Source organism: Pseudomonas sp. F3-2, assembly GCF_038804275.1.
Taxonomy (GTDB): Bacteria; Pseudomonadota; Gammaproteobacteria; order Pseudomonadales; family Pseudomonadaceae; genus Aquipseudomonas.
This window is the reverse complement of record NZ_CP152388.1, coordinates 3,115,590-3,141,666: the sequence shown is the minus strand read 5'-3', so window position 1 is coordinate 3,141,666 and position 26,077 is coordinate 3,115,590. Positions and strand designations below refer to the sequence as shown.

Here is a 26,077-nt window from a genome sequence, read left to right as displayed (position 1 = left end):
TCATCAGTGACGGCCCACCAGCACGCGGTCCAGCCCGTACACGCGGTCGAGGATGATCATGGTGGCGGCCGTCAGCGCAATCACCAGCGCCGAAACGGCCGCCATCATCGGGTCGATGGATTCGGTGGCGTAGACATACATGCGCACCGGCAGCGTCTGGGTCGACGGCGAGGTGACGAAGATCGACAGGGTCACTTCATCGAAACTGTTGATGAACGCCAGCAGCCAGCCACCGGCGACGCCGGGCAGGATCATGGGCAGGGTGATCTGGCGAAACAGGGTGAAGCGGCTGGCGCCCAGTGACTCGGCGGCCTGCTCTGCGCTGCGGTCCATGCCGATCGCTGCCGCAATCACCAGGCGCAATACATAAGGCGTAATGACGACCACGTGGGCGAACGTCAGCCAGACGAAGCTGCCGTTGACGCCCATCAGCGCGAACAGGCGCAGCATCGCCACGCCCAGCACGAGGTGGGGAATGATGATCGGCGAGAGAAACAGGCCATTGAGGAAATCACGGCCTGGAAACCGGTAGCGGGTGATCGCCAGCGCCGCCGGCACCGCGATCAGCGTGGCGAGGGTCGCGGCAACCACTGCCAGGATCAGGCTGTTATAGAACGACTGAATGAAGTCGGCGCGTTCGAACACCGCGCTGAACCAGCGCAGTGAAAAGCCGTGCCACGGCAGGCTCAGCGTGTTTTCCGGCGTGAACGCCACCAGGCACACCACCAGCAGCGGCGCCAGCATGAACACCACGACCAGCGCATGGAAGGACAGGGCCAGAGGACCATTCTTGGACATCGATCATTCCCCCAGGGATTTCTTATAGCGGCCTTCGACCAGCCGGTTCCACGACAGCATCACCAGCAGGTTGATCAACAGCAGGGCGACCGCGATGGCCGCGCCCATCGGCCAGTTGAGTTCCGAAAGGTATTGGTCGTAAACCACAGTGGCGACCATCTTCAGGCGTCGTCCGCCCAGCAGGCCCGGTATCGCGAAGGAACTGGCGGACAGGCCGAACACGATCAGCGTGCCGGACAGCACGCCAGGCATCACTTGCGGCAGGACCACCAGGCGCATGACCTTGGCCTGCGTGGCACCCAGCGACAGCGCCGCCTGCTCGGCCGAGGCGTCGAGCTTCTGCAGCGACGTCCACACGGGGATGATCATGAACGGCAGCATGACGTGGACCAGCGCCAGAATGACCGCGAAAGGGGTGTAGAGCATCTTCACCGGGCGACCGCCCAGCGCCTGGATCGCCTGATTCACCAGCCCGTCGGCGCCCAGCAGCAGGCTCCAGCCGAACGCCCGGACCACCACCGAAATCAGCAGCGGGGTGAGGATCAGAATCAGGAAGATCGAGCGCCACGGCGTTCCCATCCGGCTGAGGATGTACGCTTCGGGCACGCCAATGACCACGCACAGCAAGGTGACCAGCGCGCTGATCCAGAACGTGCGCAGGAAGATTTCGTAGAAGTACGAATCGGTCACCAGGTTCAAGTACTGAGCAAAGGTCCAGGCATCGCCCTTCACCCCGACCTCGTAGTCGAAGACGTTGAACGACAGCACCAGCGTCAGCAGCAGGGGCAGCACCAGCAGGCCGACGAACAGCGCCAGGGCAGGCGTTGATAATAAGTAACCGCGACCGGTGTCGCGCAGCACGCTGGCGCCGCTCATGCCGACACCTCATCGGCACTGAGTACGCGCAGCAGTTCGGATGGCCAGTCCAGGCCCACCACGGTGCCTTCGTTCATGGGCGCGTCGCCATCGTTGCGCCGCACGACGGTGATGTCCCCGATCGGCGTTTCGACGCGGTACAGCCACTGGCTGCCGAGGAAGTAGCGGGTGACGATCCTGCCTTGCAGGCGCCCATCGTCTGCCGGCACCAGGTCGATCTTTTCCGGGCGCAGGCTCAGGGTCAGGGCACCGTGGCCAGGCTGATGGCGGACTTGCGCGGCGCCGTGTTCGTCGCGGTCGCCGCGCAACAGGTTGGCCTTGCCGACGAAGCCGGAGATGAACTCCGTGCGCGGGTGTTCGTACAGTTTGTAGGGCTCGTCGATCTGGGTGATGCGACCGGCCTGCATGACCACCACGCGATCGCTGATCGATAACGCTTCGGCCTGATCGTGGGTGACCATCAAGGTGGTGATACCGACTTCTCGCTGAATGCGGCGAATCTCGAACTGCATTTCTTCGCGAAGGTTGGCGTCCAGGTTGGACAGCGGTTCGTCCAGCAGCAGCACCGGCGGCTCGATCACCAGGGCGCGGGCCAGCGCCACCCGCTGACGCTGGCCACCGGAGAGTTCACGCGGGTAGCGTTGGGCATGTTGATCGAGGCGCACCAGTTGCAGCACGCGGCTGACGCGGCGCTCGATCTCGGCGGCGGCGACCTTGCGCATTTTCAGGCCAAAGGCGACGTTGTCCCGCACGGTCATGTGCGGGAACAACGCATAAGACTGGAACACCACACCCAGGCCACGGCTCGCCGGTTTGGCGTGCGTGATGTCGCGGCCATCGAGCACGATGCGTCCGCCGCTGACGTCGACGAACCCGGCGATCATTTGCAACGTGGTGGTCTTGCCGCAGCCAGAGGGGCCGAGCAGGGAAACGAACTCGCCTTTTTCCACCGACAGGTCAGTGGCGACGACCGCATCGACGGCGCCGTAACGTTTGCACAACGCCTGAAGTTGAAGAAATGCCATGGCTGCGTTCCACCTGTTTTAGTGCATGCCGAGGGCATGCTTTTTTATGGGCAGATGCGAAGAGAAGACGTGCGTATTGCCGTGGACGCTGGCGCTCGATCTGGGTCGGCTGCCGCTGTTATTCAAATCGCCCTGTGGACTGATCCTAAGCCTGCGAATACGATGCGCTCAACGACGAATTTCATTGAGCGAGTAGTATTTTCAGATTTATTCGTTCAGCGAATGAAAACAGGTGAATTGGCGTTATGGATTCCATTGAGCGGAATGATTCTGCAAAAGAAACAGGCGTTGGCGCGGTGTCCCGCCTTTTTGCCGTGCTGCGCGCTCTGGGTGAGAGCCCTGAGGGTGGTGAGCGCGTGACGCAACTGGCCCAACAGGTCGGGCTGTCGCAACCGACCACCCACCGGCTGCTGCGCAGCCTCATGGACGAGGGCATGGTCGACCAAGACGTGCGCAGCAAACGCTACCGCCTGAGCCTGGAATTCTTCGCCCTGGCGGCGCGGGCCGGGCAGTCCGGCAATCTGCGCGATGTGGTCCGGCCCAGCCTGTTGCGCCTGTCGGCGTCTCTGGGCGATTCGTTGTTTCTGCTGGCGCGCAGCGGTTTCGATGCCGTGTGTCTGGATCGCAGCGAAGGGCCCTACCCGATTCGCACCTTCACCGGGGACATCGGCGGTCGGGTGGCGTTGGGCGTCGGTCAGGGCAGTCTGGCAATCCTGGCGTTTCTGCCCGAAGAGGAGCGCGATACCGTGATCCGCTACAACCTGCCGCGCCTGCGTGACTTCCACCTGTATGACGAAGTGATGCTGCGCTCGGAAATCGACACGGTCCGCCGCCAGGGCTACGCCGCTCGCAACACCGGCGTTCTGGAAGGCATGGCCGGGCTGGCAGTGCCGATTCTCGATCGTGAGGGCAAGGCGGTGGCGGCGTTGAGCGTGGCGACCATCAGCGACCGGCTCAATGCTGACCGCATGCCGACGGTGGTGGACCTGCTCAAACGAGAGGCGGCCGCCATCAGCCAGAAGATCAACCCTTTCGACCCGGTACTGCGTCGGCCTTCCCAAGTCTTCGGTCAAAAAGAATGAACGTCGGCAGCGGGCTTGGAAATCAGCGACTTGGCGCCTGCTCGACAGAATTTTGACCCGGCAATCAGACGCTCCATTGGCGCTTTTTCACCGCCTGTCGGATGCCGTCCCGGCAGTTTAAAGGAGCGCATGGCCGGGTCGAAGCAGGCTAGGTAGGCCCATCGTTTTTCGGTTCGTTGCCGAAGCGATGGCACAGGGAAGTGGCAAGCAGGCAAACCTTCGGGCGCACCCGGAGCACGCTGTCCTCCCTGATGAGATTCCCCCTATGTCGAAATCCCTGAGATTGCAGATCCTGGCGCTGCTCAGCGGTAGCCTGGTGCTGATGCTGTTGATCGCCCTCGCATGTTTTCATTTCCTGTCCAGCAACGTGAAGTCTTACCGCGGGCTGATCGAAGGGCCGTTGCAGGCCTCGCAGCTGGTCGATCAGGCCAACCTGCAATTCAAGGTTCAGGTCCAGGAGTGGAAGAACGTGTTGCTGCGCGGTAAGCAAGCGGCCGACCGTGACAAGTTCTGGGGCCAGTTCGAGGAGCAGGAACGTCTGGTGCAGGACACCTTGGGTCGCTTGAGCGGCATGAGTGGTCTGGATGCATCGATCAAGGCTCAGGTCGAAAACCTGCGCAACGAGCACCGCACGCTGGGCGTGGCTTATCGCAAGGGACGCGATGCCTTCGTCGCGGCCAATGGCGATCCGGTGGCCGGTGACCTGGCCGTCAAGGGTGTCGACCGCGAGGCCAGCGAGCAGATGAGTGCGCTGGTGAGTGATCTTCGCAAACGCAGCGACGCACAGTCGCTGGAGATCAGCAGCACCGCCGATCAGACGATCCTGATCGGCACGCTGGTGATGCTGGGTTCTGCCTTGCTGGTGGGCGTTCTGACGCTGTGGATGGTCAATCGCAACATCGTCGGGCCGATCAGCATGCTCATCGAATACGTTGCGCAACTGAGTCAGGGACGTTTCAGCGACCGCGTCAGCGTGACCCGCCAGGACGAACTCGGGCGTCTGGCGGTGGCCGCCAACACCTTGCGTGATTTCCTGGCCGACACCTTCACGCGGCTCAAGCGCAGCACCACTGATCTGGACAGCGCCGGTGGCGAACTCAAGGCCATCGCGGCATTGATGGCGCAGGGCACCCACGAACAATTCGAACGCACCGATCAGGTGGCCACGGCAATGACCGAGATGTCGGCCACGGCGCAAGAAGTCGCCCGCCACGCCGCTGAGGCCGCCGAAGCTGCCAGCGAGGCCGACCGCAGCTCTCAGGAAGGCGGCAAGGTCATGAGCGCGACCATCACCGCCATCACCCAGATGCGCACTGAAATCAGCAACACCGCCGATGTCATTCGTCGTCTGGAAAGCGACAGCGGCCGGATCGGCAAGGTGCTGGAAGTAATTCGCGGCATTGCCGAGCAGACCAACCTGCTGGCGCTGAACGCTGCCATCGAAGCCGCCCGCGCCGGGGATGCGGGCCGAGGATTTGCCGTGGTCGCCGATGAGGTGCGCACGCTCGCCCAGCGCACGGCGGCCTCGACCGCCGAGATCAATCAGATCATCAGTTCGGTGCAGACCGGCGCCATCGACGCTGCTCAGGCAATCGAAAGCGGGCAGGCGCGCAGTCAGGAAAGCGTGGATCAGGTCGCACTGGCCGGCTCGTCCCTGCAGCGCATCACCACGGCGGTGGAGGCCATTCGCGACATGAACCGGCAGATCGCTACCGCTGCGGAGGAGCAGACATCGGTGGCCGAAGACATCTCGCGCAACCTCACCGAGATCACCGCGATTGCCACCACCAACCAGAGCAACGTTAAGCGCACGCAAACGGCCAGCGAAGATTTGCACGGTTTGTCGGTGGGCCTGAACGATGTGATTTCCCGGCTCAGCGCCTGACCCTTGAGGGGCTCAGGCCTGGCGAAACACGAGGGCCTTGAGCCCGCCCTCGGGTTCTGCGTCCGGGAACTCCGGCGGATTGTCCAGCCGCTGTTCGAAGCGCAGCCCCGGCGCTTCGCGCGTCACTTCTGCAATCAGGAAAGCGGCGTCCAGCGCAGGGTCGTTCATGCAGGCAAGCAGGGTGCCGTCGGCGGTCAGCAATTCCGGCAGCTTGCGCAACACGCGCTGGTAATCCTTGGTCAGCAAAAAACTGCCTTTCTGGAAAGACGGCGGGTCGATGATCACCAGATCATAAGGCCCGCTGCTCTTCACTTTGCCCCAGGATTTGAACAGTTCATGGCCCAGGAAGCTCACCCTGGCAAGGTCGTGTCCGTTCAGTCGATGGTTCTCGCGACCGCGACTGAGCGCCGCCCGCGACATGTCCAGGTTGACCACGAACTCGGCACCGCCCTCGATGGCCGCCACTGAAAAGCCACAGGTATAGGCGAACAGGTTCAGCACGCGTTTGCCGGCCGCCTGGGCCCGAACCCAGTCGCGGCCGTAGCGCATGTCCAGAAACAGTCCGGTGTTCTGCTTTTTGCCGAAATCCACCTGATAACGCAGGCCGCCTTCGGTCAGGGTCCATTGTTCAGGCATTTCGCCGAGCAGGGTTTCGGTGTGGCTGTCGGGCAGGTAGCGGTGCTGGAGCAGCAGGGTGTGCGCCTGACACGCTTTCCACGTCGGGGTCTGGACCAGGTCAGCCAACAGATGCTTCAGGGCATCGAGTTCGTTGTCGGCCGGTGCCTTGAACAACGAGACCAGCACCACGCCCTGCATCCAGTCGACGGTCAGTTGCTCCAGGCCCGGCCAGCAGCGCCCGCGGCCATGGAACAGACGACGGGTTTCTGCAGGGGTAGGGGCGAGGGCGGCGAGCAAATGCTCGTTGAGGGTCTTCAGCGCGTGGGAATTCATGGAAAGTCGGCGGGTCGGCAGTCAGAAAGGGCGGCATTCTAAACCCAATTGCCCCCTCAGCGTTCACGCGTTGGCGCATCACAGGTATTGCTTTGCCTCGCCAAGCGGTCATCATTGCGCGGGCCCTTTCCATCGCCGCCGGTTGGCGAAGGAAAGCCACCGCGGCCTCCACAACCCCTTCGAAAAAAGACTGTGCTCATGCCTCAGACATTGAACCTGCGCGATGCCCGCGACGATGACATGCCCGCCGTACAGGCGATCTACGCACACCATGTGACGCACGGCACCGCAAGTTTCGAGCTCGAGCCACCGACCCTTGAGCAGATGCGACAGCGGCGCACCGACATCTTGGCCAACGGCTTGCCGTATCTGGTGGCCGAGCGCGACGGCGAGGTGGTCGGTTACGCCTACGCCACGCTGTACCGGCCGCGCCCGGCGTACCGCTTCACTGTCGAAGATTCGGTCTATGTGCGCGACGGCCTGGCCGGGGCGGGCATCGGTCAGGCGCTGCTGCAGCGGGTCATCCAGTGCTGCGAGGAGGACGGCCGGCGGCAGATGGTGGCGATCATCGGCAATAGCGAAAACCTCGCCTCGATCCGCTTGCATGAGCGTCTGGGCTTTCGCAAGGTCGGGGTGTTCGAATCGGTCGGGTTCAAACATGGCCGCTGGCTCGACACCGTGATCATGCAGCGGGCGTTGGGCGAAGGCGCGGCCAGTTCGCCGTTGCGGTAGCGGTTGGCCGGCTCAGGTGCCGGTTTCGGCAGTCGTCGACAGGGATGGGTCGCCCGTCAGGGTGTCTGCGGTTTCCGGGACGGCCAGCCAGACCAGCACAAAGGCCAGCGCTGCGATGGCTGCCAGTGTCAGGAACGCCGCGTCGTATCCGGCCTCCCGGATCACCAGCCCGGCAAGCCCGTTGCTCAGCGCGGCGCCGAGGCCGAACACGGTGGAGATCGCCCCCAGACTGACGTTGAAACGGCCGGTGCCGCGCGTCAGGTCCTTCACCACCAGCGGCATCAGCGCCCCGAAAGCACCCGCGCCGATGCCGTCGAGCAGTTGCACGCCCACCAGCCAGTACGGGTTGTCCGAGAGCACGTAGAGCACGCCCCTGATCGGCAGAATGATGAACCCCGCCATCAGCAGCGGCTTGCGCCCCCATTGATCGGCCTTGGCACCTACCAGCCAGGCGACCGGGACCATCACCAGCTGCGCCGCGACGATGCAGGCCGAGGTCAAAGGCGTGGCCAGTCGCATGTCGATCTGCGAGAGCTTCTGGCTCACCAGCGGCAGCATGGCGGCGTTGGCCAGATGGAACAGCCCGCAGCAGATGGCGAAGACCAGCAGCGGCCGATTGTGCACCAACGTTGCCACGACGCTGGCCTGCTCGTGATTGCGTTGCCGAGCCGGATCAAAACCCCGTGCGACGTCGTGGTCAATGGCCTTGGCGTCGACGACGCTGACCGCAACGATGCTCGCCAGCGCCATGAACGCCATCAGATAGAAGACTGCAATCGGGCCGAACAGCCACGACAGGCCGCCGGCCAGCAAGGCGGCACAGGCATTGCCCGCATGATTCCAGGTTTCGTTGCGTCCGGTGCGGCGGGTAAAGGCTTTGGGGCCGGTGATCCCCAGGGAGATCGCGGCGATGGCCGGCGCGAACACGGAACCTGCGATGGCGCCCAGTCCCTGGGTAATAGCGACCCAGGTGAAGCCCTCTATGAATGGCAGGACGAGGCAACTGGCCGTCACCAGCAGGGCCGCGACGATGACCACCAGTCGTTTGCGGCGGGTGCGGTCAATCAGCGCACCCGCTGGCGTCTGCGTCACCAAAGCGGCTATACCAGCGAGCGTCATGACCAGGCCGATGCTGGCCGGGTCCCATTTGTGCACCGCCAGCAGGTAGATCGCCAGGTACGGACCCAAGCCGTCGCGCACGTCGGCGAGGAAGAAGTTCAGGCCGTCCAGTGAGCGGTTGTTGCGGTAATCGGAAGGGCTGTTCAAGGCCGGCCTCGCCAGACGGATCGCGCAGCGACACGGTGTGCTGCTCCCGATTAATGACCGATGCGCAACGGGTTTCGTTCGATGGCAACCGCTGGACTGTTGCGCGTGCGGCAATTGTCTTAATCGCCTCGATATTTGAATCCGGCGCGAGGCAGGAATAAGCTTCGCGCCATTGATAGCGCCGCGACCTCGATCCGGTCCGACGCTTTTCGCCAATCCTCGATCAGGAACTGCCATGTCCAGTCTGTTTCCCGCCGCTCGTCCACGCCGCCTGCGCAGCAATGAGAACTTCCGCGCGCTGTTTCAGGAAGCCGAATTCACCCTTAACGATCTGGTGCTGCCGATCTTCGTCGAGGAAGAGGTCGACGACTTCGTGCCGATCAACAGCATGCCTGGCGTGAGCCGCATTCCCGAGTCCAGACTGGCGCAGGAAGTCGAGCGCTATGCCCGTGCCGGGATCAAGTCGGTGATGACCTTTGGCGTGTCCCATCATCTGGACGCCACTGGCAGCGACACCTGGCAGGAAAACGGCCTGGTGTCGCGCATTTCCCGCACCATCAAGGACGCTGTGCCGGAAATGATCGTGATGTCCGACACCTGCTTTTGCGAATACACCGATCACGGCCACTGCGGCGTGATGCACGGCGCGCATGTCGATAACGACGCCACCATCGAGAACCTGGGCAAACAGGCGGTCATGGCCGCGCGCGCCGGTGCCGACGTGATCGCACCTTCGGCCGCCATGGACGGTCAGGTTCGCGCCATTCGTGCGGCGCTGGATGCGGCAGGTTTCACCCAGACGCCGATCATGGCGTACTCGACCAAGTTCGCGTCGTCGTTGTATGGCCCGTTCCGTGAAGCAGGCGGCTCGGCGCTCAAGGGCGACCGCAAGAGCTATCAGATGAACCCGATGAACCGCCGCGAAGCCCTGCGCGAGTCGCTGCTGGACGAAGCCGAGGGCGCCGACGCGCTGATGGTCAAACCGGCCGGCGCCTATCTGGACATCATCCGCGACATCCGCGAAGCCTCGAACCTGCCACTGGCGGCGTATCAGGTCAGCGGCGAGTACGCGATGATCAAATTCGCTGCCCAGGCCGGCGCCATCGACGAAGGCCGCGTCGTACGCGAAAGCCTTGGCGCCATCAAACGCGCAGGCGCGGACCTGATTTTCACCTACTTTGCGATGGACCTGGCGTTGAGCGGGATCTGATCGATGCGTGAGTGAAGGATATTCAGCGGCTGGAAATCAGCCTTCGCGAGCAAGCTCCCGCAAGTTCCGTGCCCTGGTCCCGAAACCTGGGAACGCGACAAGTCCATTGTAGGAGCGTGGCTTGCCCCGCGAACTGGCGCAGCGGCAGCAGAATCGGATGACGCAGTACATCAGGCAGACCACATGCCAAGGTTTTACGACGACTGCGTCGCCGATCGCGGGACAAGCCACGCTCCTACTGGCAGTGCATTAAGTCTTCGCGAGCAAGCTCGCTCCCACGGGAGTACATCCGCCGGATATTCAGCGGCTGGAAATCAGCCTTCGTGAGCAAGCTCACACAAGGTTCGTGCCCTAGTCCCAAAACCCGGAACGCGACAAGTCCCTGGTAGGAGCGTGGCTTGCCCCGCGAACTGGCGCGCAGCGGCAGCGGAATCGGATGACGCAGTACGTCAGGCAGACCACATGCCAAGGTTTTACGACGACTGCGTCGCCGATCGCGGGACAAGCCACGCTCCTACTGGTAGTGCATTAAGCCTTCGCGAGCAAGCTCGCTCCCACGGGAGTACATCCGCCGGATATTCAGCGGCTGGAAATCAGCCTTCGTGAGCAAGCTCACACAAGGTTCGTGCCCTAGTCCCAAAACCCGGATCGCGACAAATCCCTGGTAGGAGCGTGGCTTGCCCCGCGAACTGGCGCGCAGCGGCAGCAGAATCGGATGACGCAGTACATCAAGCAGACCCCATGCCAAGGTTTTACGACGACTGCGTCGCCGATCGCGGGACCAGCCACGCTCCTACTGGTAGTGCCTTAAGCCTTCGCGAGCAAGCTCGCTCCCACGGGATTTGTATCTGGCCGGAGAATTCGGCAATGCCCGGATGTCCCGGTGGGAGTGAGCCTGCTCACCAAGACACCCGCGCGACCGGCACTCGATGATCAGTTCAACGTGCTAATCGCGAACCCCAACAAACGTCGTCAGGCCGTGGCGGCTTTGACCGGCGGATCGGACGCCGCGACCTGGGCTTCGCGCCATGCATCCAGGCCGCCGACCAGCGCTTTGCCGCGGGTAAGGCCGCGGGCGTGGAGCTTTTCGGCGAGGAAGGCGGCGGACAGTTCGTTCGGGCAAGCGCAATAGAACACCATGTCGACGTCATCGAGCTGATCGAGCCACGGCTCCAATGGTTCTTCCAGGCTGATGGAGACAGCGCCGGGGATGCCTTCGACCACCGCCGTATGAAACCTGGGGCGTACATCGATGATCACCGGCGCCTGGTCGGAGTCGCGCAGCGCCAGCAACTGTGGAACGGTGATGCGAGGCACTCGGGCGGTGCGTGCCTGGAGGCGCCGGCGTTTCCAGTATTTCCAGGCGATGAAGACGCCGAGAAGACCCAGTACGGCGCCGATGGCGATGGGCAGGTAGCCGCTCAGCCAGTCCAGCAGCGGGATCAGCGCATCGCTGAACAGCATGCCGAGCAGCAGGGCGGAGCCGGCCCAGATGAACGATCCCGCCAGTGAGTAGCGCATGAACAGCGCAAACGGCGTGGCGTTCATGCCGGCGACCGTGGTGACCAGTGCGCCCGCGCCGGGCAGGAATTTGGACAGCAGCATCGCGCGCGGCCCGACCCGCTCGTAGACGTTCAGCCCCTGGCGAATGCAGGTGTCCTGGGACAGGGAGATCTTGCAGATGGATTTGAGCAGCACGCTGCCATAACGCTTGCCCGCCCAGTACCACAGGGCGTCGGCGATCAGGCAGGCGAGCATGGCGACCAGCACGCCCGCGCCAAGCAATGGTTTGCTCTGCATGGCCAGCGCACCGGTGACGATGAGCGTCGGGTAGGCGGGCACCGGCAGGCCGATCTGTTCCAGCAGCACGTTGACGAACACCAGCAACAGGCCGTGGCTTTCGTTCAACTGCTGGAGTTCATTCATGGCGTGCCGCTCGACAAGAAAAAAGGGGTGTCAGTAACGTCGCCTGAACACCCCTTCCTGTCAACGCCGATTATCCGTCAGCCGAGTTTCTCGATGGCTGCCGCGACGCCCGCGCCATAGGCCGGATCAGCCTTGGTGCAGTTGTCGATGTGGCGTTGCTTGACCAGTGCCGAGGCACCACTGATGGCCCGCGCCGTGTTGTCGAACAGCACTTGCTGCTGTTCGGCGGTCATCAGGCGGAACAGCGCGCGGGGCTGCGAATAGTAGTCGTCATCGTCTTTGCGGAAATCCCAGTTGGCCGCCGCGCCGTGCAGCTCCAACGGTGGCTCGGAGAAGTCCGGTTGCTCGACCCATGCGCCCTTGCTGTTGGGCTCGTAGCCAATGGTGCCGCCAGCGTTGCGGTTGACCCGCATCTGGCCGTCGCGGTGGTAGCTGTTGACCGGGCACTGCGGCGCGTTCACCGGAATCTGATGATGGTTCACGCCCAGACGATAACGCTGCGCGTCGCCATAGGAGAACAGGCGACCCTGGAGCATTTTGTCCGGCGAGAAGCTGATGCCTGGCACCACGTTGGCCGGGTTGAACGCGGCCTGCTCGACATCGTGAAAATAGTTGTCCGGATTACGGCTCAGCTCCAGCGTGCCCACTTCGATCAGCGGGTAGTCGGCGTGTGGCCAGACTTTGGTCAGGTCGAACGGGTGAACCTTGTACGTGCTGGCGTCGCTTTCCGGCATGATCTGGACGAACATTTTCCACTGCGGGAAATCGCCTTTCTCGATGCTCTCGTACAAATCGCGCTGATGGGTTTCGCGATCGTCGGCGACCAGTGCTGCGGCTTCCTGATCGGTGAGGTTCTGAATTCCTTGCTGGGTTTTCAAGGTGAACTTGACCCAGAAACGCTGGTTGTCCGGGCTGATGAAGCTGAAGGTGTGGCTGCCGAAACCGTGCATGTGACGGTACGATTTTGGCAGGCCGCGGTCACTCATGACCACCGTCACCTGGTGCAGGGCTTCCGGCAGGGAGCTCCAGAAGTCCCAGTTGTTGTCGGCGCTGCGCATGTTGGTGCGCGGGTCGCGTTTGATCGCGTGGTTCAGGTCCGGGAATTTCAGCGGGTCGCGCAGGAAAAACACCGGCGTGTTGTTGCCCACCAGGTCCCAGTTGCCTTGTTCGGTGTAGAACTTGATGGCGAAGCCACGGATATCGCGCTCGGCATCCGCGGCGCCACGCTCACCGGCCACGGTGGAGAAGCGAATGAAAATGTCGGTCTTTTTACCGATCTCGGAGAACAGGCGCGCTTTGGTGTAGCGGCTGATGTCGTGAGTCACGGTGAAGGTACCGAACGCGCCCGAACCCTTGGCGTGCATGCGACGCTCCGGGATCACTTCGCGGTCGAAGTGGGCGAGTTTTTCCAGCAGCCAGACGTCCTGCAGCATCAGCGGGCCGCGTGGGCCGGCCGATTGCGAGTTCTGGTTGTCGACGACGGGTGCACCCGCCACTGTTGTGAGTTTGTTCATGCTCAGGCTCCGGTTTGGGACAGTCAGTCTCAAGGGTTCAACGGTATTGTTATTGGACGCTCGTGCGCCTTCTTGCTGTAAACGCCCAGGCGCGGCTGGCTGCCAGAGGCGTGTGCCAGAGCGCTGCAAGCCGACGATCAAGCTTCTTTTTAACGCAAATGGGTGGCAGTTTGAACAAGGGGCTGTCAATTGCGTGAATCGACAGTGCGGCCGTCCTTGGATACGGGAGCATCATGACGTGCAGATGACCGCATCCCTGAAGCGCGGTGATGATGTGCGCTGAAGGGGTAAAAAAAGCGCCCGGACCGGGCGCCAAAGGGAGGAAAGATCTGCATGTCGAAGGACTCAAAAACGGTAGCTCTCTGCTGCGCTGATGCCCATCAGGCCAGGGCTCTGGGCCCAGACCTCCATGGTCGAAAAGTAACTGTTGGGACGGGTGGGCTGGCGGCATTCACTGGTAAACGAGGCACCTGTGGGAATGTCCAGCTTGATCTTGCAGACCAGTTGGTTGGCGCGGTACAGCACTTCGCTGACCAGATTGGCCGTGGCGTAATCCCCCGCGTCTACTGCACGGTCCATGAAGCGTTGAGTGCGCTCCACCAACCCGCTGAGTTGCTGGGACAACTGATGAATCTCCTGAAAACATTCACGAAAGCCGGCCGCCTGCTCCGCTTCCTGCAAAGTGGCGGCGGGGAAGACCTGTTGCGCCGAAGCACCGCTCAGGCTCTCGACCCGGCCCTGCAGAAACGACACGAATTGCTGGGTCGCCAGGTCCAGGCCTTTGAACAGTTCCTTGATGGCCTGGTAGTTCAACTTGCGCAAGCGCCAGCGTACCTCGCGGGCAAAGCCGCACACTTGCTGGGTCGTGCCCAGGTGTTCATTGAGCAGGGCGACGAACTGTGCCCGTTCCTCACCGTGCAGCGTGGTGTACAGGCCATGGGCATCACTGGCGAATTCGGCGTTGAGCGCGGATCTGGGGGCGAGTTCGGCAAACATGGTGAATCTCCTCACGTGTTCTGCGACGAGCCTGTCCGATACGGTCTGTATCCCACAGCTAAGAGAGGTCCGGCCTGCATGACAGGGATGTGTGAAGAATATTCGCGGGCGCCGGGGGCGTCACTTGTACCTTGGTACCGGCGCCCGATACGTAGGTGTTCGCCACTCATACTTTGGTTTAGAAGGCGTGAATCAGTCGCTGTCGAGGGCTCAAGCGCGGCCCTTCACGACCTTAACCGCCAGCGGCAGCGAGCGAGACCAGGCTGCCGCCGACGGGTCGATAGTGTTATTGCGAGGTCTTCAACAGCACCGGCTGCTCGGCGTACCGATCAGCGAACAGCGTCTTGAGCTGGTTCACCTTCGGCAGGTCGTTGATGACGATGTACGGGTAGGTCGGGTGGGTGGTGAGGAAGTTCTGATGATAATCCTCGGCAGGGTAGAAACCGTTGTAGCGCTCGATCCTGGTCACGATGGGCGCGTTGAATGACTTGGCGGCGTCGAGCTGTGCAATGTAGGCCTGAGCCACGGCCTGTTGTTCAGGGCTCTGCGGGAATATCGCCGATCGGTATTGAGTGCCGTGGTCGGGGCCCTGGCGATTGAGCTCGGTGGGGTTGTGCGCCACCGAGAAGAAGATCTGCAGGAGTTTGCCGTAACTGACCTGCGCCGGATCGAAGGTGATCTCCACTGATTCGGCATGCCCGGTATCGCCCTCGCTGACGCGCTCGTATTGTGCGGTATCGGCCTGTCCGCCGGTGTAGCCGGAGACGACGCGGGAGACCCCCTGAACATGCTGGAACACGCCCTGGACACCCCAGAAACAGCCGCCGGCGAGCACCGCCTTCTCGCTGTGCGTGGTGCTGACGACTTCATCCTGCTGCGGCGGCGCGATGCTCACGGCGTCTTCGTTGCCGGCAAACGAGCAGGCGGCGGTCTGCAGCAGCAAGGCACCTGCCAACAGGCGCAAGCCATGGCGCCGCACGCTCGGCAGCGTTGAACGCAAGCGGTGGATGGGTGATGTTTTCATGTCTGACACTCCTGACGCGAGACGGAACTCAACCGAACGTGAAGGCGTAAGCAGAGACGCCCGGATCGCTGAATTCGATGGTGAAGGTGTGATCGGCGATGTCGCCGGGCTGACGCAGCAGTTGATACAGGCGCTGTTCGGTCACCGTGCCGCTCCCGTCCGGCGCAACGTCGGTGCCGTGGGCTTCGGCAGGCGCCTTGCCATCGACCGAAACCTTGAAGTGCAGCGGCTTGCCGTCACTGCCCGGGCCCAGCACCAGGTGCAGGTCGCGGGCGTGGAAGCGGTAGCTGATCTTGCCGCCCGGTGCGGCGAGACTGATCCGCTCGGCGCCGATGTTCCACTGTCCTTCCAGGCCCCAACTGTTCAGGGCCAGCGTGGGCGGGGTGTTGTAGCTCAAGGGCTGGTCATGCCGGGCGCCGCCCTGGGACATGAAGTTTTCGGCGCGATCGTAGCCCAGGTAAGTTTCCGGCGATTTGACGTCACCCATGTCCGCCGCCTGTTGCACGCCCTTGCCGCTGGCGTCGATCAGATCAGTGCTGATCTGCGTCTGGCCGGCTTCGCGCAGCAGTGTCTGAATCACCCGCTCGGATTCGTCATACGCGCCTTCACCGAAATGGTGATAGCGAATCTGGCCCTTGGCATCGGCAAAATAGTGAGCCGGCCAGTACTGGTTATCGAAGGCACGCCAGATGGCATAGTCGTTGTCGACGGCGACCGGATAGTCGATGCCCAGATCAGCCATGGCTTTGGTCACGTTTTTCACGTCACGCTCGAAAGCGAACTCCGGCGCGTGCACGCCGATCACCACCAGGCCCTGATCACGGTACTTATCGGCCCACGCCTTAACGTAAGGCAGGCTGCGCAGGCAGTTGATGCAGGAGTAGGTCCAGAAATCCACCAACACCACTTTTCCCTTGAGCTGCGCCGCGGTCAGCGGCGCGCTGTTCAACCATTGCACGGCGCCGTCGAGCGCAGGCAGCTGGCCTTCCACCGGCAGGGCTGACGAGGTGTTCTTCGCCGCCATCATCATGGCGCTTGACGCCTGCATGACGGGGCTGGCCGGATCGACACTGCCGGCGCCGTCGCGGCCCGGAACGTTCTGCGCCATCATCGCGCCGCCTTCGGCAGGGTTGCCCGAGCGAGAATTCCCGGTCAGTCGCCCCACCAGCGCTTGCTCCAGTCCACCGGTGGAGGCCGTGGAAATCTTCGTCAGCACGCCGGTATCAAGGCCCAGCGCGATGGCGGCAACGCCGGCGAGCATCGCGGCGCCCAGGCCCCGACGAATCCATTCACCCGCACCCAGCGAGCGCTTCATGGCCGCAAACACTTTGCCGCCCACGAGCAAGGCGAGGGCCAGCGAAGTGGCGGCGCCGGCGGCGTAGGCCAACAGCAGAATCGTCGTCCCGATGCTTGCGCCTTGCAGCGCTGCGCCGGTCAGGACCAGACCCAGAATCGGCCCGGCACAGGGCGCCCACAGCAGGCCGGTGGCGACGCCGATCATGAACGAGGCCCAGACGCTGGGCCCGGCACCCGTCGAGGCGGTCTCAGTCAGGCGACTGCCCGCCGCCACCAGCGGTCGGGTCAGGCGCTCAGCCAGCCTGGGCAGCAGCAAGGTGAGGCCGAACAGCGCCACGAAAATCAGCGCCAGGCCGCGGCCGTACTGGTTGAGCTGGACGACCCAGCCACCGCCGACCGCCGCCAGGGTCGCCACCAGCGCGAAGGTGACGGCCATGCCGACCAGCAACGGCAAGCCGCTGCGCACGAACGGCTGGCCGGTGCGTGCGAAGACAAACGGCAGAACCGGCAGGATGCACGGGCTGACGATGGTCAGTACGCCGCCGAGGTAGGCGAGGATGATCAGGAGCATGGTTTTATTCCGTTCAGATAAATGCAGTTCGATAGCAACGCAAGACGTTGTAGGAGCGTGGCTTGTCCGGAAATCGGCGACTAAGTCGTCACGCATTCAGATAACGCGTTGTCCCAGACACACCGCACGCACCGGGTTTGCCGCCGGTCCCCGGCAGATCGCGGGACAAGCCACGCTCCTACACATCGGTTGTCATGTTGTTTGCTCGGCAAAACTCATCGCCAGGCCATTCATGCAGTAGCGCAGTCCTGTGGGCTTCGGGCCGTCGGTGAACACGTGGCCCAGATGCCCACCACAGCGTCGGCAGTGAACCTCCTTGCGCAGGACGCCGAACGAGGTGTCGGTGCGGATGGCGGTGGCGTTGTCCAGCGTGGCCCAGAAGCTCGGCCATCCGGTGTGGCTGTCGAATTTGGTGGTCGACGAAAACAACGGCAGCTGGCAACCGGCGCAGGCGAAGGTGCCACTGCGGTGCTCTTCGTTCAGCGGGCTGCTGTAGGGCCTTTCGGTGGCCTCGCGGCGCAGCACCTGAAACTGATCGTCGCTGAGCAGCGCGTGCCACTCATCGTCAGTGTGACTGACTTCAGAGCTGCCGATCGGGGCGTCTGGTGCGACAAGGGCCTGGCCATCGGCGAATTTGGGCAGCATGCCGAGGGCAATCGCCGCCACACCCGCGCCGCCGCTCAGTACCATGAATTGTCTTCTTGAAAGCATGAGATGACTCCTCTGCACAGCCGATTGCGTGCGGCCTGTTGCGATGAGCCAAGGTTAGGGGCGATGTGTTCCCGGAATCCTCACCGAGAGTTAAACAATTCGTGATAACTGCGCGGCGTCGAAATCGGCACAATGGGACATCGCGCGGTCGATGCGCCTGTCAGGTTTTACTTTCCATGGAACAGCCCAAACGCATTCTGGTGGTCGAGGACGACAGTCATATTGCCGACCTGATCTGCCTGCACCTGCGCGACGAACATTTTGACGTCGTGCACAGCGCCGACGGCGAAAAAGGCCTGCGTCTGCTCGAACAAGGCGGCTGGGACGCATTGATTCTGGACCTGATGCTGCCAGGGGTGGATGGCCTCGAAATCTGTCGTCGGGCGCGGGCCATGACGCGCTACACGCCGATCATCATCACCAGCGCGCGCTCCAGCGAAATGCACCGGATTCTGGGCCTTGAGCTGGGCGCCGACGATTATCTGGCCAAGCCGTTCTCGATGATGGAGCTGGTCGCCAGGGTCAAGGCGCTGCTGCGCCGGGTCGACGCCATGGCGCGCAACCTGAAGATGGACGCTGGCAGCCTGTCCAGCGCGGGTCTGTTCATCGACCCGTTGACCCGCGAGGCGTCGCTGGAAGGCCGCGTGCTGGACCTCACGCCTCGGGAATTCGACCTGCTGTACTTCTTCGCTCGGCAACCGGGCAAGGTGTTTTCGCGCCTGGACCTGCTCAATTCGGTGTGGGGCTACAACCACGAAGGCTACGAGCACACCGTCAATACCCACATCAACCGGCTGCGGGCGAAGATCGAAGCGGATCCGGCGCAGCCGCTGCGCATCCTCACGGTCTGGGGGCGCGGCTATAAATTCGCCGAGCCTGGCGACACGTTGGGAGAGGCGCTGTGAACATGACCTTGACCCAACGCCTGTCGCTGGTGTTCGCGCTGCTGTTGCTGGTCTGCTGCGGCACCTCTGTCTGGCTGCAGGTGCGCTCGAGCAAGATGCATGAGCTGGAAGTGGTGCAGGGCCTGTCCCGGGATCTGGCGCAACACATCGCCCGTGACACCCAACTGATGGACGCCAACGGCCTGAAGCCGGACGCCGTGCGCGAGTTGTTCAGTCAGTTGATGCTGGTTAATCCCAGTGTCGAGGTGTACCTGCTGGACGATGCGGGGCGCATTGTCGGTGATGCCGCGCCCAGAGACCGCGTGCTGCGCGACCGTGTCGATCTGGCCCCTGTGCGCCGGTTGCTGGCCGGTGATCCGCTGCCGATCCTCGGTGATGACCCGCGCAGCATGACCACCCGCAAGGTCTTCAGCGCCGCGCCGTTGATGGTGATGGGCAAACCCGCCGGCTTTCTCTACGTGGTGCTGTTGGGCGAAGCCCATGACCGTTTGGCCGAACGCGGCGCCACCAGCGAAGCCCTGAGCACGGCGCTGTTGGCAATCGGTCTGATCGCCTTGCTGTGCCTGCTGGCCGGGCTCGCGGCGTTTGGCTGGATCACCCGGCCGCTGCGCCGCCTGACCGATTCGGTGAGCGGGTTCGACATCAATGCTGCGCCGGTGGCGCCGCCTGATACTCATACCCAGCGCGCGCCGCAGGGCCACGACGAGATTGCCGTGCTGGATGCGACGTTCAGGCGGATGCAGAGCCGCCTGAGCGAGCAGTGGCAGACCTTGACCCGGCAGAGCCAGGACCGCCGCGAACTGGTCGCGAACATTTCCCACGACCTGCGCACCCCGCTGGCATCGCTGCATGGCTATCTCGAAGTGCTGTCGGTCAAGGACGCCAGCCTCAGTGCCGAAGAACGCCGTCGTTATCTGGGGATCGCGCTTGATCAGAGCCGCAAGGTGGGCGGCCTGGCGCAGTCGCTGCTCGAACTGGTGCGCTTGGAGCACGGTTTCGTCGTGCCGGTGATCGAAGGGTTTTCATTGACCGACCTGGTGCAGGACATCTTCCAGAAATTCGAACTGGCGGCCGAAGCCCGTTCGCTGACGCTGACGCCACACTTCGCGCCGTCGACGCCCGGTGTTCATGCCGATCTCGGGCTGATCGAACGCGTGCTCACCAACCTGCTCGACAACGCCGTGCGTCACACCCCGCAAGGGGGCGAGGTGAGCGTGTCGCTGCTGCCCCGGGGCAACTTCGTCGACGTGATTGTCAGCGACACCGGACCGGGGATTGCCGCCGAACTGCGCGAAGGCCTGTTCCTGCGGCCCTTCAACATCGGCGGGGCGCGTCGCGATGGCGGCCTGGGGTTGCGTATCGTCCACCAGATCCTGCAGTTGCACGGGCATCGCATCGAGCTGATCGACGTCCCCGGCCGAGGCGCCACGTTCAGGTTCGCCTTGCCGGTGGATCAGGACGCCGCGGAAAAGGCATTACGTGAGGGTGAACGCCGCCCGTGACCCGGCAATAACGCGATGGATCACGGTAACAGCAGCCCATGCTCCATCGCGTACTTCACCAGGCCCGCCGGTTTGTCGACCTTGAGCTTGCGGCGGATGCTCAGCCGGTGGGTTTCGACCGTCCGGACGCTGATGGCCAGGTCGCGCGCGATGGTCTTGTTGTCCAGGCCTTTCGCGAGCCCGACCAGCACTTGCACCTCGCGCGGGGTCAGTTCGTTTTCTTCGGTTTTCTTCGACACCAGCTTGAGGGTCACCTCGGCGCTGTAGAACGTGCCGCCTGTGGCGATCGCTTCGATGGCGGCGACGATTTCCCGCGACGGGGCGTTCTTGAGCACGTAACCGCTGGCGCCGGCACGGATCGAGGTCGCGACGTATTCCTGATTGTCGTACATGCTCAGGATCAGAATCTTGATGGCCGGGCAGCGCTGGCGAATCAGCTGGGTCAGTTCCAGGCCGTTCATGTCCTGCAGGCCGATGTCGACCAGCAAAATGTGCGGTTTGACGTCCTCGCACATCGTCAGTGCCTGAGCGGCGTTCTCCGCTTCACCCACCACTTCGAACAGCGGCCGGGTCGAGAGCAGGGCGCGCACGCCGTCGCGAACCAGAGAGTGGTCGTCGACCAGGGCGATGCGGATGGACGGGCTGGCGCTCATGATCGGAACGGGCTTCCTGTGTGGGGGGATGGAATCAGGCGGCTGCGCTGACAGGCATGGTTACGGTCAATTCGCTGTGCCCCGGCGCGGAATACAGGTTCAGCTGGCCATGGAAGTGCTCGACGCGCTCGCGAATATTACGCAACCCGATGCCGCCTTGTATCTCCTGCAAATGGCCGACATCGGCGTTGAAGCCGACACCGTCATCGCGCACCGTCAGTTGCACCTGGCGTTTATTGCCCTGCAGGTCGATGTAGACGTTCTGCGCCTGGGCGTGGCGCTCGACATTGGTCAAGGCCTCCTGAAGGATGCGGAAGAGGGCGACCGGCGCCCCTTCGGCCAGCTTCAGGTTGCTCAGGTCGTGGGTGTAGTGGATGTTCAGGCCGCTCTGTTGCTCGAACTCGGAGACCAGTTGGGTCACGGCCGCCGCCAGCCCCAATGTGTCAAGCAGCGAGGGGCGCAGGTCATGGGAAATGGTGCGGATTTCACCGATCGCCTCACCCAGCCGCTCGGTCCCCTGACGCAGAGTGTCGAGGCCGCGCTGGTCGTTGCCTTCCAGTTGCAGCCCGGCCAGCTCGAATTGAAACTTGATCGACACCAGCACCTGACTGATGCCGTCGTGCAGCTCGCGTGACAGCCGGGAGCGCTCTTCTTCCTGCAGGTTCATGATCCGTTGGTTGAGCATCTGCAGCTTGCGGTCGGCGAGGCGATGTTCGCTGGCGTTGAGGGTGACGCCGCAGATAAACACGAGCAGGACGGCGATCAGTGCCACGGCGCCGATGTCGAGCATGGTCGCGTAAATGCCCCGCGCGACTTCCTTGCGCGCCTGTTGGGTGGCGCGTTCGACGTCTTCCAGATAAATGCCGGTGCCGAGCATCCAGCCCCAGCGATCGAGCATGACCACGTGGGCGAGCTTGTCGGTGACTTGGCCGGTGGACGGCTTTTCCCAGGCGTAATGCTGAAAGCCGTCGCCGGATTCAGCGCTTTGCAGCAGGGCGCGAATCACCAGCAGGCCCTGCGGATCGGTCATGTTCCACAAGTCCTTGCCCACCAGCGCGGCCTGGCGCGGGTGCATCAGGTTGCGGCCGTTCTGGTCGTAGACGAAGAAGTAGCCGTCGATGCCGAAACTCAGTTTCGACAGCTCCTCGAGGACTTTTTGCTTGGTCTGCTCGTCGTTGCGGCCGCTGTCGTAAAGGGGCGCCAGTGCGCTCATGGCCATTTCGACGTAGTTCTTCAGCTCGGCACGTTTGCTCGCCAGGATGCTGTCTTCGATCAACTGCGCCTGTTGTTCCCCCAGGCGCTGATTCTGCACGATCACCAAGGCGCAGATCACCGACACGGCAAGGATCAGCGGCAACAGGCCGAGGGCGACGATTTTGTGTTTCAGCTGCATGGTGGGGACGTCCGGCGGGGCGGGGTGTTGTGGGCGGTATTAGACACGCAATGGCTGACGCTGGACACCCGTGGCAGGCTTGCTTGCGAAAGCGGTGGTGCAGCTCGCGGAAGATTCTGTCATCCGACCTTTTGGTTATCTACGTAAAACTACGCAGTTGATCCCGTAGTAGTACGAATTTCTCTTGCTGACAACTGCGTGGATAGTGGCGACGCTCCGTTACCCCGGACCGAACAATAACAATTACGCCACAAGCCATGAGCTTGGGCAGGAGACCCACAATGACCCGACTGACCAAACATCTGGGTTGGTTCGCCGTCGCTGCCCTCGGGGCATGCGCCTTGGGTGTCGTCGCGCTGCGCCGCGGTGAAGCCATCAACGCACTCTGGATTGTCGTCGCCGCCGTTGCCATTTATCTGGTTGCGTACCGCTACTACAGCCTGTTCATCGCCAATCACGTCATGCAACTCGATCCGACCCGGGCGACCCCCGCGGTGATCAACAATGACGGACTGGACTACGTTCCCACCAACAAACACATCCTCTTCGGCCACCACTTTGCCGCCATCGCCGGTGCAGGCCCGCTGGTCGGTCCCGTTCTGGCCGCGCAGATGGGCTACCTGCCCGGCACACTCTGGCTGATCGCCGGTGTGGTGCTGGCCGGCGCGGTACAGGACTTCATGATCCTGTTCCTGTCCACCCGCCGGAACGGCCGGTCGCTGGGCGACATGGTCCGCGAAGAAATGGGCCGCATCCCCGGCACCATCGCACTGTTCGGCTGCTTCCTGATCATGATCATCATCCTTGCGGTGCTGGCGCTGATCGTGGTCAAGGCCCTGGCCGAAAGCCCGTGGGGCATGTTCACCGTGCTGGCGACGATCCCGATTGCGATGTTCATGGGCGTGTACATGCGCTACATCCGCCCGGGCCGGATCGGTGAAATCTCCATCATTGGCGTAGTGCTGTTGCTGCTGTCGATCTGGGCCGGTGGCCAAGTGGCGGCCAGCCCCGGGTGGGCCCATGCCTTCACCTTCACCGGCGTGCAGATCACCTGGATGCTGGTCGGTTATGGTTTCGTGGCTGCCATGCTGCCGGTCTGGCTGCTGCTGGCACCCCGTGACTACCTGTCTACGTTCCTGAAGATCGGCACCATCATCGCGCTGGCGATCGGCATTCTGATCCTCGCCCCTGAGCTGAAAATGCCGGCCCTGACCCAGTTCACCGACGGCACTGGCCCGGTCTGGAAAGGCGCGCTGTTCCCGTTCCTGTTCATCACCATTGCCTGTGGCGCGGTGTCGGGCTTCCACGCGCTGATTTCTTCGGGCACCACGCCCAAACTGCTGGATAACGAGAAGAACGCCCGTTACATCGGTTACGGCGGCATGCTGATGGAATCGTTCGTGGCGATCATGGCCATGGTCGCTGCCTCGGTGATCGACCCGGGCGTGTATTTCGCCATGAACAGCCCTGCGGCTGTGGTGGGTGGCGACGTGGTGACTGCCGCGCAGACCATTACTTCGTGGGGCTTTGCCATCACCCCCGATGCGTTGACCGCAGTGGCCAGGGACATTGGCGAAAATACCGTGCTGGCCCGTGCCGGTGGTGCGCCGACGCTGGCGGTGGGCATCGCGCAGATCCTGCACCAGGTCCTGCCGGGTCAGAACACCATGGCGTTCTGGTACCACTTCGCGATCCTGTTCGAAGCGCTGTTCATCCTGACCGCCGTAGACGCCGGCACCCGCGCCGGTCGTTTCATGCTGCAGGACTTGCTCGGCAGCTTCGTCCCCGCGCTGAAACGCACCGAATCCTGGACTGCCAACGTGATTGGCACCGGTGGTTGCGTCGCGTTGTGGGGTTATCTGCTGTATCAGGGCGTGATCGATCCGCTGGGTGGCATCAACACCTTGTGGCCGCTGTTCGGCATTTCCAACCAGATGCTCGCCGGGATCGCGTTGATGCTGGCCACGGTGGTGCTGATCAAGATGAAGCGCCAGCAGTACGCCTGGGTCACCATCCTGCCCGCGTCGTGGCTGCTGATCTGCACCGTGACCGCCGGTTTCATCAAGCTGTTCGACCCAAGCCCCGCCGTTGGTTTCCTGGCACTGGCGAAGAAGTACAGCGCGGCGGCCGAGGCTGGCCAGATTCTGGCGCCGGCGAAAACCGTCGAGCAGATGCAGCACGTGATCTTCAACGCCTATACCAACGCAGCGTTGACCACACTGTTCCTGTTCGTGGTGCTGAGCATCCTGTTCTATGCGATCAAGGTGGGTCGCGCGGCGTGGGTCAAGAAAGAGCGCAGCGATAAGGAAGCACCGTTTCAGGCGATGCCGGAAGCGCGCTGATGTTCAACGACCTCAGCCGTCTCGGCAAATACCTCGGGCAGGCGGCCCGCCTGATGGTGGGCATGCCTGACTACGACAATTATGTCGAGCACATGCACAAGACCCACCCGGACCAGCCGGTGATGAGTTACGAAGCGTTCTTCCGCGAAAGGCAGGACGCCCGTTACGGCGGCAAGGCCGGGCCCAAATGCTGTTGAGTGCCCAGGCCCCGGCCGGGTAAACCAGACGCGCCACGATCTCGATCCTGGCGCGTTTTTTTATGCCCCCGTCGTCCGCACGGTCACCGCGCAGTGACATGAACAGTGCTTTGAAGCTTTGACTTTCGGCGTCGGGATTTGTAAAGATGACGGCCGTAATTAAAAGCGGGATTCCGGTCATGAATCACACTGACCTGCGGCACATCAATCTCAATCTGCTGCTGATTTTCGAAGCCTTGATGAAGGCCCGCAGTGTCAGTGTCGCGGCGCAAAACATGTTCCTCGGCCAGCCGGCGGTGAGCGCGGCATTGGCGCGTCTGAGGGAGTTGTTCAACGACCCGCTGTTCGAGCGGTCCGGCCGGTTTATGGAACCCACGCCCAGGGCACGGGAGATTGCCTTGCTGCTTGGCCCCGCGCTGGAGTCCATCGCCATGGCGGTCCGGCAACCGGCCGAGTTCGACCCGGCGTGCAGCGACCGGGTGTTTCACATCGGTCTGGCCGATGACGTCGAGTTCGCGCTGCTGCCGCGCCTGCTCAGACAGCTTCGCCTGGAGGCGCCCGGCATTGTGTTGGTGGTGCGCAGGGCCAACTATCTGCAGATGCCGGGATTGCTCGGCGCGGGCGAGATCACCGTGGGCGTCGGCTACACCACCGAACTGCCGGGCAGCGTCCGGCGGCAGGCGCTGCGCACGAGTCGCGTCGTGCTGTTGCGCGGCGACGGCGGTACGCAGCCGCTGGATCTGGACGGATTCTGCGCCCGTCCCCATGCACTGGTGTCGTTCGCCGGTGGCACGGTCGGTTTTGTCGACGACGCCTTGCGGCTGCTGGGGCGCGAGCGCAGGGTCGTGCTGGCGGTTCCGCAATTCAACAGTCTGAGCGAGCTGCTGGAGGGCACCGACCTGATCGCTGCGGTGCCGGATTATGCCGCCACCGTGCTGGCGGCGCGGGGCGGACTGAGCGTTCAGGCGCTGCCGATTGCCCTTGAGCCACTGCCAGTGCACATGGTCTGGAGCCAGGCCCGTGACAACGATCCGGCCGAACGCTGGCTGCGTTCACGGCTGCAGGTTTTTCTGGGTGAGGAGGGCGCGCAGCTGCCCGCTATCAGTATCGCCTGACCTCAATCCGGTCATAGCCGCTGTCGATGGTTACGATTGCCATGGCTGATTTCCGCCGCCCCAATGCGCTCCCTACAATGGACCCATCACGAGAAATCAAGCGACCA

Annotated in this window: 22 protein-coding genes; 9 read left to right on the top strand and 13 right to left on the bottom strand. The window is 63.0% G+C overall.

The genetic code is table 11. From position 1 onward, the window contains the following. Positions 1-3: 3 nt before the first annotated feature. From AAGQ88_RS14355 to AAGQ88_RS14345, 3 genes are read right to left on the bottom strand one after another with little or no spacing between them, the layout of a single operon-like run. Positions 4-798 carry an ABC transporter permease gene (locus AAGQ88_RS14355; RefSeq protein ID WP_093458746.1) on the bottom strand — a complete coding sequence of 265 codons (795 nt, stop codon included), beginning with the start codon at positions 796-798 and terminating at the stop codon, positions 4-6. 3 nt (positions 799-801) lie between these two features. After that, complete coding sequence (locus AAGQ88_RS14350) at positions 802-1,674, bottom strand: ABC transporter permease (protein ID WP_285423520.1); 873 nt, start codon at positions 1,672-1,674, stop codon at positions 802-804. Continuing rightward, the gene (locus AAGQ88_RS14345) at positions 1,671-2,699 is read right to left on the bottom strand and encodes an ABC transporter ATP-binding protein (RefSeq protein WP_342652698.1); all 1,029 of its coding nucleotides are present in this window, start codon (positions 2,697-2,699) and stop codon (positions 1,671-1,673) included. The genes AAGQ88_RS14350 and AAGQ88_RS14345 overlap by 4 nt, the downstream gene beginning before the upstream one ends. 245 nt (positions 2,700-2,944) lie before the next feature. Here AAGQ88_RS14345 and AAGQ88_RS14340 point away from each other — a divergent pair, with 245 nt between their 5' ends. Together AAGQ88_RS14340 and AAGQ88_RS14335 are read left to right on the top strand one after the other, a co-directional pair. Next, positions 2,945-3,781, top strand: a complete 837-nt coding sequence (locus tag AAGQ88_RS14340; protein ID WP_285423522.1) for an IclR family transcriptional regulator — start codon at positions 2,945-2,947, stop codon at positions 3,779-3,781. Positions 3,782-4,046: 265 nt separating this feature from the next. Beyond that, positions 4,047-5,666: a methyl-accepting chemotaxis protein gene (locus AAGQ88_RS14335; RefSeq protein ID WP_342652697.1), complete on the top strand. Its 1,620-nt coding sequence runs from the start codon at positions 4,047-4,049 to the stop codon at positions 5,664-5,666. 12 nt (positions 5,667-5,678) lie between these two features. Here the strand turns inward: AAGQ88_RS14335 and AAGQ88_RS14330 are convergent, their stop codons facing one another. Beyond that, positions 5,679-6,617, bottom strand: a complete 939-nt coding sequence (locus AAGQ88_RS14330) for a class I SAM-dependent methyltransferase (RefSeq protein ID WP_342652696.1) — start codon at positions 6,615-6,617, stop codon at positions 5,679-5,681. Positions 6,618-6,815: 198 nt separating this feature from the next. Here AAGQ88_RS14330 and AAGQ88_RS14325 point away from each other — a divergent pair, with 198 nt between their 5' ends. Continuing rightward, positions 6,816-7,349, top strand: a complete 534-nt coding sequence (locus AAGQ88_RS14325) for an N-acetyltransferase family protein (RefSeq protein WP_342652695.1) — start codon at positions 6,816-6,818, stop codon at positions 7,347-7,349. Between the two features lie 12 nt (positions 7,350-7,361). Here the strand turns inward: AAGQ88_RS14325 and AAGQ88_RS14320 are convergent, their stop codons facing one another. Then, positions 7,362-8,615 (bottom strand): MFS transporter, encoded by a 1,254-nt coding sequence (locus AAGQ88_RS14320; protein WP_342652694.1) that lies wholly within the window; start codon positions 8,613-8,615, stop codon positions 7,362-7,364. A gap of 235 nt (positions 8,616-8,850) precedes the next feature. On the opposite strand from AAGQ88_RS14320, the gene hemB reads away from it, so the two are divergent. Then, the gene (hemB, locus tag AAGQ88_RS14315) at positions 8,851-9,825 is read left to right on the top strand and encodes a porphobilinogen synthase (RefSeq protein ID WP_093458738.1); all 975 of its coding nucleotides are present in this window, start codon (positions 8,851-8,853) and stop codon (positions 9,823-9,825) included. 972 nt (positions 9,826-10,797) lie between these two features. On the opposite strand, the gene AAGQ88_RS14310 is transcribed toward hemB, so the two are convergent. From AAGQ88_RS14310 to msrB, 6 genes are all read right to left on the bottom strand, one after another. Next, the gene (locus AAGQ88_RS14310; RefSeq protein ID WP_342652693.1) at positions 10,798-11,751 is read right to left on the bottom strand and encodes a VTT domain-containing protein; all 954 of its coding nucleotides are present in this window, start codon (positions 11,749-11,751) and stop codon (positions 10,798-10,800) included. Positions 11,752-11,828: 77 nt separating this feature from the next. Beyond that, the gene (locus tag AAGQ88_RS14305; RefSeq protein ID WP_342652692.1) at positions 11,829-13,265 is read right to left on the bottom strand and encodes a catalase; all 1,437 of its coding nucleotides are present in this window, start codon (positions 13,263-13,265) and stop codon (positions 11,829-11,831) included. Between the two features lie 345 nt (positions 13,266-13,610). After that, complete coding sequence (locus AAGQ88_RS14300) at positions 13,611-14,261, bottom strand: hypothetical protein (protein WP_342652691.1); 651 nt, start codon at positions 14,259-14,261, stop codon at positions 13,611-13,613. A gap of 286 nt (positions 14,262-14,547) precedes the next feature. Next, the gene (gene msrA / locus AAGQ88_RS14295; protein WP_342652690.1) at positions 14,548-15,285 is read right to left on the bottom strand and encodes a peptide-methionine (S)-S-oxide reductase MsrA; all 738 of its coding nucleotides are present in this window, start codon (positions 15,283-15,285) and stop codon (positions 14,548-14,550) included. Between the two features lie 28 nt (positions 15,286-15,313). After that, positions 15,314-17,152, bottom strand: coding sequence for a cytochrome c biogenesis protein DipZ (locus AAGQ88_RS14290; protein ID WP_342652689.1), 1,839 nt, complete (start codon positions 17,150-17,152; stop codon positions 15,314-15,316). A gap of 192 nt (positions 17,153-17,344) precedes the next feature. Then, positions 17,345-17,863, bottom strand: coding sequence for a peptide-methionine (R)-S-oxide reductase MsrB (gene msrB, locus AAGQ88_RS14285; RefSeq protein ID WP_342652688.1), 519 nt, complete (start codon positions 17,861-17,863; stop codon positions 17,345-17,347). A 176-nt stretch (positions 17,864-18,039) separates the two neighbouring features. Here msrB and AAGQ88_RS14280 point away from each other — a divergent pair, with 176 nt between their 5' ends. Together AAGQ88_RS14280 and AAGQ88_RS14275 are read left to right on the top strand one after the other, a co-directional pair. Beyond that, positions 18,040-18,768, top strand: a complete 729-nt coding sequence (locus AAGQ88_RS14280; protein WP_093458725.1) for a response regulator transcription factor — start codon at positions 18,040-18,042, stop codon at positions 18,766-18,768. Beyond that, a complete protein-coding gene (locus AAGQ88_RS14275; protein WP_342652687.1) occupies positions 18,765-20,270 on the top strand; it encodes a HAMP domain-containing sensor histidine kinase in 1,506 nt (501 codons plus the stop codon). Before AAGQ88_RS14280 ends, AAGQ88_RS14275 begins: the two co-directional genes overlap by 4 nt. Before the next feature lie 20 nt (positions 20,271-20,290). On the opposite strand, the gene AAGQ88_RS14270 is transcribed toward AAGQ88_RS14275, so the two are convergent. Further along, entirely contained in the window at positions 20,291-20,923 is a 633-nt protein-coding gene (locus tag AAGQ88_RS14270) for a response regulator transcription factor (RefSeq protein WP_285424366.1), read from the bottom strand. Positions 20,924-20,957: 34 nt separating this feature from the next. Continuing rightward, complete coding sequence (locus tag AAGQ88_RS14265) at positions 20,958-22,316, bottom strand: cache domain-containing protein (protein ID WP_342652686.1); 1,359 nt, start codon at positions 22,314-22,316, stop codon at positions 20,958-20,960. Positions 22,317-22,597: 281 nt separating this feature from the next. Between AAGQ88_RS14265 and AAGQ88_RS14260 the strand changes: the two genes are divergently transcribed. The 3 genes from AAGQ88_RS14260 to AAGQ88_RS14250 all read left to right on the top strand — a co-directional run bounded on the left by AAGQ88_RS14260 (position 22,598) and on the right by AAGQ88_RS14250 (position 25,970). Beyond that, complete coding sequence (locus tag AAGQ88_RS14260; RefSeq protein ID WP_342652685.1) at positions 22,598-24,658, top strand: carbon starvation CstA family protein; 2,061 nt, start codon at positions 22,598-22,600, stop codon at positions 24,656-24,658. Beyond that, on the top strand, positions 24,658-24,855 hold the full coding sequence (locus AAGQ88_RS14255) for a YbdD/YjiX family protein (RefSeq protein ID WP_093458720.1): 198 nt from the start codon (positions 24,658-24,660) through the stop codon (positions 24,853-24,855). Before AAGQ88_RS14260 ends, AAGQ88_RS14255 begins: the two co-directional genes overlap by 1 nt. 179 nt (positions 24,856-25,034) lie before the next feature. Further along, positions 25,035-25,970 carry a LysR family transcriptional regulator gene (locus AAGQ88_RS14250; RefSeq protein ID WP_342652684.1) on the top strand — a complete coding sequence of 312 codons (936 nt, stop codon included), beginning with the start codon at positions 25,035-25,037 and terminating at the stop codon, positions 25,968-25,970. Positions 25,971-26,077 lie beyond the last annotated feature (107 nt).

Coding starts and splice junctions, on each gene's coding strand:
- AAGQ88_RS14355 (WP_093458746.1), bottom strand. CDS start 798: ATGTCCAAGAATGGTCCTCTGGCCCTGTCCTTCCATGCGCTGGTCGTG.
- AAGQ88_RS14350 (WP_285423520.1), bottom strand. CDS start 1,674: ATGAGCGGCGCCAGCGTGCTGCGCGACACCGGTCGCGGTTACTTATTA.
- AAGQ88_RS14345 (WP_342652698.1), bottom strand. CDS start 2,699: ATGGCATTTCTTCAACTTCAGGCGTTGTGCAAACGTTACGGCGCCGTC.
- AAGQ88_RS14340 (WP_285423522.1), top strand. CDS start 2,945: ATGGATTCCATTGAGCGGAATGATTCTGCAAAAGAAACAGGCGTTGGC.
- AAGQ88_RS14335 (WP_342652697.1), top strand. CDS start 4,047: ATGTCGAAATCCCTGAGATTGCAGATCCTGGCGCTGCTCAGCGGTAGC.
- AAGQ88_RS14330 (WP_342652696.1), bottom strand. CDS start 6,617: ATGAATTCCCACGCGCTGAAGACCCTCAACGAGCATTTGCTCGCCGCC.
- AAGQ88_RS14325 (WP_342652695.1), top strand. CDS start 6,816: ATGCCTCAGACATTGAACCTGCGCGATGCCCGCGACGATGACATGCCC.
- hemB (WP_093458738.1), top strand. CDS start 8,851: ATGTCCAGTCTGTTTCCCGCCGCTCGTCCACGCCGCCTGCGCAGCAAT.
- AAGQ88_RS14310 (WP_342652693.1), bottom strand. CDS start 11,751: ATGAATGAACTCCAGCAGTTGAACGAAAGCCACGGCCTGTTGCTGGTG.
- AAGQ88_RS14305 (WP_342652692.1), bottom strand. CDS start 13,265: ATGAACAAACTCACAACAGTGGCGGGTGCACCCGTCGTCGACAACCAG.
- AAGQ88_RS14300 (WP_342652691.1), bottom strand. CDS start 14,261: ATGTTTGCCGAACTCGCCCCCAGATCCGCGCTCAACGCCGAATTCGCC.
- msrA (WP_342652690.1), bottom strand. CDS start 15,285: ATGAAAACATCACCCATCCACCGCTTGCGTTCAACGCTGCCGAGCGTG.
- AAGQ88_RS14290 (WP_342652689.1), bottom strand. CDS start 17,152: ATGCTCCTGATCATCCTCGCCTACCTCGGCGGCGTACTGACCATCGTC.
- msrB (WP_342652688.1), bottom strand. CDS start 17,863: ATGCTTTCAAGAAGACAATTCATGGTACTGAGCGGCGGCGCGGGTGTG.
- AAGQ88_RS14280 (WP_093458725.1), top strand. CDS start 18,040: ATGGAACAGCCCAAACGCATTCTGGTGGTCGAGGACGACAGTCATATT.
- AAGQ88_RS14270 (WP_285424366.1), bottom strand. CDS start 20,923: ATGAGCGCCAGCCCGTCCATCCGCATCGCCCTGGTCGACGACCACTCT.
- AAGQ88_RS14265 (WP_342652686.1), bottom strand. CDS start 22,316: ATGCAGCTGAAACACAAAATCGTCGCCCTCGGCCTGTTGCCGCTGATC.
- AAGQ88_RS14260 (WP_342652685.1), top strand. CDS start 22,598: ATGACCCGACTGACCAAACATCTGGGTTGGTTCGCCGTCGCTGCCCTC.
- AAGQ88_RS14255 (WP_093458720.1), top strand. CDS start 24,658: ATGTTCAACGACCTCAGCCGTCTCGGCAAATACCTCGGGCAGGCGGCC.
- AAGQ88_RS14250 (WP_342652684.1), top strand. CDS start 25,035: ATGAATCACACTGACCTGCGGCACATCAATCTCAATCTGCTGCTGATT.